This window comes from Enterobacter sp. T1-1, assembly GCF_000710795.1.
In the GTDB taxonomy this organism is placed as follows: domain Bacteria; phylum Pseudomonadota; class Gammaproteobacteria; order Enterobacterales; family Enterobacteriaceae; genus Enterobacter; species Enterobacter cloacae.
In genome coordinates this window covers 1-6,802 of record NZ_JALW01000110.1, presented here as the reverse complement: position 1 = coordinate 6,802, position 6,802 = coordinate 1, and the positions used below count along the sequence as shown (strand labels likewise).

Genomic DNA, 6,802 nt, shown 5'->3' with positions numbered 1-6,802 from the left:
TAAGTTGGGTGCGGCCTGATGCCCTCACCCCGGCCCTCTCCCACAGGGAGAGGGAGAAAACCATCATGTAGGCCGGGTAAGGCGAAGCCGCCACCCGGCAAACAGCATCATCGCTGTTCATCCAGCTGCAACGCCACATACAGCAGCAGCCTGTCGTCAAAACTTCCCAGATCCAGCCCTGTCAGCTCCGAAATCCGGTTGAGCCGATACTCCAGCGTGTTGCGGTGAATGAACAGCGCTTTCGACGTCGCCAGCGGCTGCACGTTATGCCGGAACCACGCCTGTAGCGTCCGGCGCAGCAGGCCATTGTTGTCCATCGCTTTCAGACGTGCGAGCGGACGCGCCAGCTCATTGGCCTGCCAGCCACCGCGCAGGCTGTCGAGCAGTACCGGCAGCATCAGATCCTGATAAAAATAGCTGCGGCTTTCCGGCATTCGCTGTTTACCCACCATCATCGTGGTACGCGCCGTACGCCATGAGCGGGCGATACTGCCAGGCCCGGTAAAGTAATTCCCCAGGGCGACGCGAAAACGCAGCTGACCATTCTCTTTCATACGGGAAATTAACTGCTCCACACGACGACGGTGATCTTCCGCATCCCAGCGACCGAACGCGTTAAGCGCCGGCTTGAGCACCACCATTTCCGTCAGGGATACAATCGCCACCAGGTTGTCGCGCTCCGGCGTTGCCAGCGCGTTTTGTAGCTGCTGCAATTCAGCCATCGCGCTATCGACCCCCAGCTGGCCGCTATCCACCTCAATCACCGCCACGACGCGCGGTTGGTTCAGGTCAATACCCAGACGCTGCGCCCACTCGCTCAGCGCAGGCGTATGCTCCTCTGCCTGAATCAGGTTCATCACCAGCTCTTCGCGCAGACGGCTGTCCTGGGCCAGCAGGTGCATCAGGCGCGACTGCTCCAGCATCATCTCCGCCGTCATGCAGACCAGCTCGCCATATTTACGCAGTGATTCGGGTTCACCGGTCAGGCCTATTACGCCAACAATTTCCCCTTCAAGGCGCAGCGGTAAATTGATGCCCTGACGGACGCCGTGCAGGTGTTTCGCCACGGCATCATCGATATCCACGACCCGCCCCTGGGAAAGCACCAGCAGTGCACCTTCGTGCAATTCCCCAATACGCTCGCGATCGCCGCTGCCAATAATGCGCCCGCGGGCATCCATTACGTTGATATTGGTATCGATGATGCGCATGGTGCGCGCCACGATATCCTGCGCCATTTTGGTATCAAGATGCCAGCCAGCCATGTAATCCTCCTGTGAGCAGAGCTCAAGCATAGGGGAGTTCGGTTACGGTCGCATTGTGCGAATGCACAAAATCAGGCAGTGAAGTATGGACTTGTGGGAAGGGTCACAGAAACAAAAAAGCCCCTGCTTACATCACGCAGGGGCTTACGAGGATTACTGCATCAGGAGGTAGATAGAGGTATCACCACGCTGAATATTCAGCGCCAGCACGGATGGTTTGCTGTCGAGAATTTTACGCAGTTCAGCGATGTTTTTCACTGGCTGCTGGTTAGCACCCATGATCACATCACCTTTTTTCAGGCCGATACGGGCTGCCGGGGAATTCGCTTTCACGTTATTCACCACCACGCCTTTATCTGCACCTTTGTTGCTCATCTCCGCCCCTTCAATACCGCTGAAGATGGTGCTGGAATCAACCTGATTCTGGCTGCTCTGCTGCAGCTCCAGACTCACGTTAACCGCCTTACCGTCACGCAGCAGGCCAAGGGTGACTTTGCTGCCAATTGGCATTGAGCCCACTTCGGCACGCAGGGCGGCAAAGCTGCTGATCGGTTTACCGTTCAGGGAGGTGATCACATCCCCGGCTTTAATCCCCGCTTTTGCTGCGGAGGAGTTCGGCATAACCTGGCTCACGAACGCGCCGCGCTGGGCGTCAACTTTCATCGCTTTCGCCAGCTCAGAGTTCAGCTCGGTACCCATGATACCCAGCTCACCGCGTTTCACCTGGCCGTACTGCACCATCTGCGCGGTCAGGTTTTTCACCATATTACTTGGGATAGCAAAACCGATACCGATGTTGCCGCCGTCCGGTGCCAGAATAGCGGTGTTGATACCGATCAGCTCGCCGTTCAGGTTCACCAGCGCACCGCCGGAGTTACCGCGGTTAATGGCCGCATCCGTCTGGATGAAGTTTTCATAGTTTTCCGCGTTCAGGCCGCTACGACCCAGCGCTGAAACAATCCCCGAGGTCACGGTTTCGCCCAGACCGAACGGGTTACCGATGGCCACGGTGTAGTCACCGACACGCAGCGCGTCGGAGTCGGCAATTTTAATCGCCGTCAGGTTTTTAGGATCCTGAATCTGGATCAGTGCGATATCAGAGCGTGGGTCCTTGCCCACCACTTTAGCGTCAAATTTACGCCCGTCGCTCAGCTGAACCTTAATGCTGTTGGCGTTATCCACCACGTGGTTATTGGTGACGACATACCCTTTCGCGGCATCAATAATAACCCCCGAGCCAAGCGCCATGAATTTCTGCTGCTGGCCGCCGCCCTGGCCGTCATCCCCTGCGCCACCGCCCTGACAGAACGGAGAACTCTGGAATGGCGAACCGTCCTGGCAGAACGGCGAGTTATCGCCGAAGAACTGCTGGAAGTTACGCGGCATACGCGGCGTATTGACGGTCGTGCTGCCCTCAACGTTAATACTCACCACCGATGGCATCACTTTTTCGAGCATCGGTGCCAGGCTTGGCATCTGCTGCGCGGTTGCTGCCGACGACGCGGTCTCGGCTGCAGTAGCAGTCAGAGGAGACAGCGCTAAACCTAAACTCAGAGCCAGTGCACTCATTGCTAATGTGGTTTTTTTCATGTTTCTCAATCTCGATTTACAGATAACGCAAAATTGCTGTGTAACTCAGATTCGTTTTATACCGCTTAGTTCCGGCGATAAGTTTATGGAAAAAGTAAAAATTTATTGGTCGTCTTTACAAAACTACGGGATTATTCCACCGCCATCAGCTTGCGGTACTCATCCCAGGCATACAAATCGGTCATTCCGCTGATATAGTCCTGGATGAGACGACAGCGATAATAATATTCGAGCACCGGCCACTGCGGTGAGTGGCGATCCAGTTTGCCGATGGCTTCAAGGTAAGCCAGACGATGACGGGTAGAAAGTTTCTGATAAAGCCGGGACTCAATCGGTATTCGTCGCACGCGCTCTTGTTCCACCAGATCGCTGAATTCATCGACCGACAATTGCAGCAGAGGGCGATATATTTCCAGTAAGCCGCTGATTACCCGGTATCCCTGCAGCTCTAACTGTTCAACATCCGGGTGGCTGAATACATGACGCATCGCGACATGTTTATATAACTCAAGCAACTGGCTGAAGCTACTGTCATCCTCCAGCAAGGCATGATTGAACTCGCCGCTAAAAATCATCGGCAAATTATCAATAAAGCGTGAGGCGGCGTAAGGCACCAGTTTATTTAATGTATTGACCCGCAAATACATAAAGAACTGATCTTCGGTGCTCCGGCTTAATGTATTTGCACGCGATTTTTCCCAGGCATTTTCGACCACCTGGGCAAACAGCGAACCTTTTTCATGTTTCCCCCATGCATCATAAAGATGCTGATAAAGCTCCTCGACGCTAAATATTCTTTTTTCAACCGCGTCTTCCAGGTCAGCAACGCAATAGGAGATGTCATCGGCGGCTTCCATAATCCACGTCAACGGGAAGCGGCCATTTGCAGTCAATGAAAGTTCTTTACGTAACCGCTCAATATAGGCCTCTTCGGAGAGGTAATAGCCCGGCTTTTTCATCAGATAGCTGTGCGAAGCGGGCGTTTCGCCCATCCACCAGGCAGGACGGGTATATTTGAGGATGCATCCCACCTGTGCCCAGGTCAGATTCATGCGCATCAGGGAGTGCACCAGTCGTATCCCCTGCGCATTGCCTTCAAAATGACAGAGATCCTGACGCACTTTACGACGCAGATCGTTTAGCCCGTCTTCGCCTTCACGCAGGCGTAAATCCCGTACCACGCAGCGGTCATCACTGAGCGGCTGGCTGACGGCATCCGACGGGAAGAGTCGCTGCCTGAACCAGTCGTTGATCGCCGCCTCGCCAAAGTGACCAAACGGGGGATTGCCGATGTCGTGCATCAGGCAGGCCATCTCAACAATACTTTCAAAGGGCCCGGTCAACTCATCCAGACCGTAGGTTTCCAGCAAGCGCTGCTCTTTGAGACGGCTTAAAATCTCTTTGGCAATGTAGCGCCCCACCTGCTGAACTTCCATTGAGTGGGTAAGGCGTGTGCGCACGGCAGCGTTACGCTCAAGCGGAAACACCTGGGTCTTTTGCTGCAGACGACGAATGGCAGGCGAGTTAATGATCCGCCCGCGATCGCTTTCGAAGATACGCAGGATCTCATGTTCGCTCTTTTCACCCTGCGGCGAACGGAAACGTCGGTGCCAGTTAATTTTGGTGCGAAAATCGATCTGTGACATGTGCTCCCCCGCGTGAGAATGCGTTTCCCCTTAAGCGCATGATAGACTATGCACCTTAACAAGGCACATCGCGAGTAAATCTATGAAAATCGGCATTATTGGTGCAATGGAAGAAGAAGTTACGCTGCTGCGTGACAAAATTGAGAACCGTCAGACTCTCTCTCTGGGGGGTTGTGAGATCTATACCGGTCAACTGAACGGTGTTGACGTGGCTCTGCTGAAATCAGGCATCGGTAAGGTTGCTGCTGCGCTGGGCGCAACGCTGTTGCTTGAGCGCTGCAAGCCAGACGTGATCGTTAACACCGGCTCTGCAGGCGGTCTGGCACCGACCCTGAAAGTGGGTGATATCGTCGTCTCCGATGAAGCGCGTTACCACGATGCAGACGTTACCGCATTCGGCTACGAATACGGTCAGCTTCCGGGTTGCCCGGCCGGCTTTAAGGCCGACGATAAGCTGGTTGCGACGGCAGAAGAGTGCATTGCTGAGCTGAACCTCAACGCCGTACGCGGCCTGATTGTGAGCGGTGATGCCTTCATCAATGGCTCCGTCGGCCTGGCAAAAATCCGTCACAACTTCCCGCAGGCTATCGCCGTTGAGATGGAAGCGACCGCGATTGCCCACGTTTGCCATAATTTCAACGTCCCGTTCGTGGTGGTCCGCGCCATCTCTGACGTGGCCGATCAGCAGTCTCATATCAGCTTCGACGAATTCCTGGTTGTCGCGGCAAAACAGTCCACCGTGATGGTGGAGAGCCTTGTGCAGAAACTGGCTCGTGGCTAAACATGCCATCAGGGCGCTGGTCGCCCTGCTTCTGCTCGCACCGGCCTGGCTCTGCGCCGCGCCGCGTGTGATTACCCTCTCCCCCGCTAACACCGAACTGGCGTTTGCCGCCGGTATCACCCCCGTTGGTGTAAGCAGCTTTTCCAATTACCCACCGCAGGCCGCGCATATTGAACAGGTCGCAACCTGGCAAGGAATGAACCTTGAGCGCATCGTGGCGCTTAAGCCCGATCTCGTGCTCGCCTGGCGTGGCGGCAATGCAGAGCGGCAGGTTAATCAACTGACGTCGCTTGGGATCAAGGTCATGTGGGTGGATGCCGTGAGCATTGAGCAGGTCGCGCAGGCGTTACGCGCTCTGGCGCCCTACAGCCCAACCCCGGCTAAAGCCGAGAATGCGGCAAAACAACTGCTCAGCGACTATGCGGCACTCAAAGCAAAATACGATACCCCCGTTAAAAAGCGCATCTTTCTGCAGTTTGGCAGCCAGCCGCTGTTCACCACCGGGAAAGGCTCCATTCAGAATCAGGTCCTGGAAGTGTGCGGCGGAGAAAATATCTTTGCGGCCAGCCGAATACCGTGGCCTCAGGTCAGCCGGGAACAGGTTCTTGCTCGCCGACCACAGGCGATCGTTGTGGTCGGAAATGCGAGCGAGATTCCTAAAATTGAACAATTCTGGCAAAGCCAGCTAAAAATTCCGGTGATCCCTCTCACCAGCGACTGGTTTGAACGCGCCAGCCCGCGTATTATCCTCGCCGCAAAACAACTCTGTGCCGCACTGGCCGAGAGTCATTAACATAAGACCCCCTTCGAGGATTTAACGATGCTCGTTTATTGGCTGGATATTCTTGGCACAGCCGTTTTTGCTATCTCCGGCGTCCTGCTCGCCGGAAAGCTGCGCATGGATCCGTTTGGCGTGCTGGTGCTTGGCGTGGTGACCGCCGTAGGCGGTGGAACGATCCGCGATATGGCGCTGGATAATGGCCCGGTGTTTTGGGTGAAAGATCCCACCGATCTGGTGGTGGCGATGGTCACCTGCCTGTTAACCATCGTGCTGGTTCGTCAGCCCCGCCGCTTACCAAAATGGATCCTCCCGGTGCTGGATGCCGTCGGGCTGGCTGTGTTTGTCGGCATTGGGGTGAATAAAGCCTTTAATGCGGGTACAGGGCCCATGGTTGCCATCTGCATGGGCGTGCTGACTGGCGTAGGCGGCGGGATTATTCGCGATATTCTGGCACGAGAAGTGCCGATGATCCTGCGTACCGAAATCTATGCTACGGCCTGCATTATTGGCGGGATTGTACACGCCACGGCGTACTATACTTTTGCGGTACCGCTGGAAAATTCAGCCATGCTGGGAATGGTGGTGACGCTGGCGATACGTCTGGCGGCGATACGCTGGCACCTTAAATTGCCGACGTTCGCGCTGGATGAGAATGGAAGATAAACGCAAAACGGTAACCGCAAGGTTACCGTTTTTAATCTTTTCTCCCTCTCCCGGTGGGCTGAGGGATCCCCAGTAA

The 6,802-nt window shown here is 55.3% G+C and carries 6 protein-coding genes; 3 read left to right on the top strand and 3 right to left on the bottom strand.

The features are described from left to right. Positions 1 to 107: 107 nt before the first annotated feature. From cdaR to dgt, 3 genes are all read right to left on the bottom strand, one after another. Entirely contained in the window at positions 108 to 1,265 is a 1,158-nt protein-coding gene (gene cdaR, locus AK59_RS0123180; RefSeq protein ID WP_013095649.1) for a DNA-binding transcriptional regulator CdaR, read from the bottom strand. 153 nt (positions 1,266 to 1,418) lie between these two features. Further along, a complete protein-coding gene (degP, locus tag AK59_RS0123175) occupies positions 1,419 to 2,855 on the bottom strand; it encodes a serine endoprotease DegP (protein ID WP_013095648.1) in 1,437 nt (478 codons plus the stop codon). Positions 2,856 to 2,986: 131 nt separating this feature from the next. After that, the gene (gene dgt, locus AK59_RS0123170) at positions 2,987 to 4,501 is read right to left on the bottom strand and encodes a dGTPase (RefSeq protein WP_029883934.1); all 1,515 of its coding nucleotides are present in this window, start codon (positions 4,499 to 4,501) and stop codon (positions 2,987 to 2,989) included. 82 nt (positions 4,502 to 4,583) lie between these two features. Between dgt and mtnN the strand changes: the two genes are divergently transcribed. The 3 genes from mtnN to AK59_RS0123155 are packed head-to-tail and all read left to right on the top strand — an operon-like array spanning position 4,584 to position 6,726. Beyond that, positions 4,584 to 5,282 carry a 5'-methylthioadenosine/S-adenosylhomocysteine nucleosidase gene (mtnN, locus tag AK59_RS0123165; RefSeq protein ID WP_029883933.1) on the top strand — a complete coding sequence of 233 codons (699 nt, stop codon included), beginning with the start codon at positions 4,584 to 4,586 and terminating at the stop codon, positions 5,280 to 5,282. After that, complete coding sequence (gene btuF, locus AK59_RS0123160) at positions 5,275 to 6,075, top strand: vitamin B12 ABC transporter substrate-binding protein BtuF (protein WP_029883932.1); 801 nt, start codon at positions 5,275 to 5,277, stop codon at positions 6,073 to 6,075. Before mtnN ends, btuF begins: the two co-directional genes overlap by 8 nt. Before the next feature lie 27 nt (positions 6,076 to 6,102). After that, a complete protein-coding gene (locus AK59_RS0123155; RefSeq protein ID WP_029883931.1) occupies positions 6,103 to 6,726 on the top strand; it encodes a TRIC cation channel family protein in 624 nt (207 codons plus the stop codon). Positions 6,727 to 6,802: the final 76 nt, after the last annotated feature.

Bases quoted from the DNA above. Each gene is read 5' to 3' on its own strand.
- mtnN (WP_029883933.1), top strand. From the start codon at position 4,584: ATGAAAATCGGCATTATTGGTGCAATGGAAGAAGAAGTTACGCTGCTG.
- cdaR (WP_013095649.1), bottom strand. From the start codon at position 1,265: ATGGCTGGCTGGCATCTTGATACCAAAATGGCGCAGGATATCGTGGCG.
- degP (WP_013095648.1), bottom strand. From the start codon at position 2,855: ATGAAAAAAACCACATTAGCAATGAGTGCACTGGCTCTGAGTTTAGGT.
- dgt (WP_029883934.1), bottom strand. From the start codon at position 4,501: ATGTCACAGATCGATTTTCGCACCAAAATTAACTGGCACCGACGTTTC.
- AK59_RS0123155 (WP_029883931.1), top strand. From the start codon at position 6,103: ATGCTCGTTTATTGGCTGGATATTCTTGGCACAGCCGTTTTTGCTATC.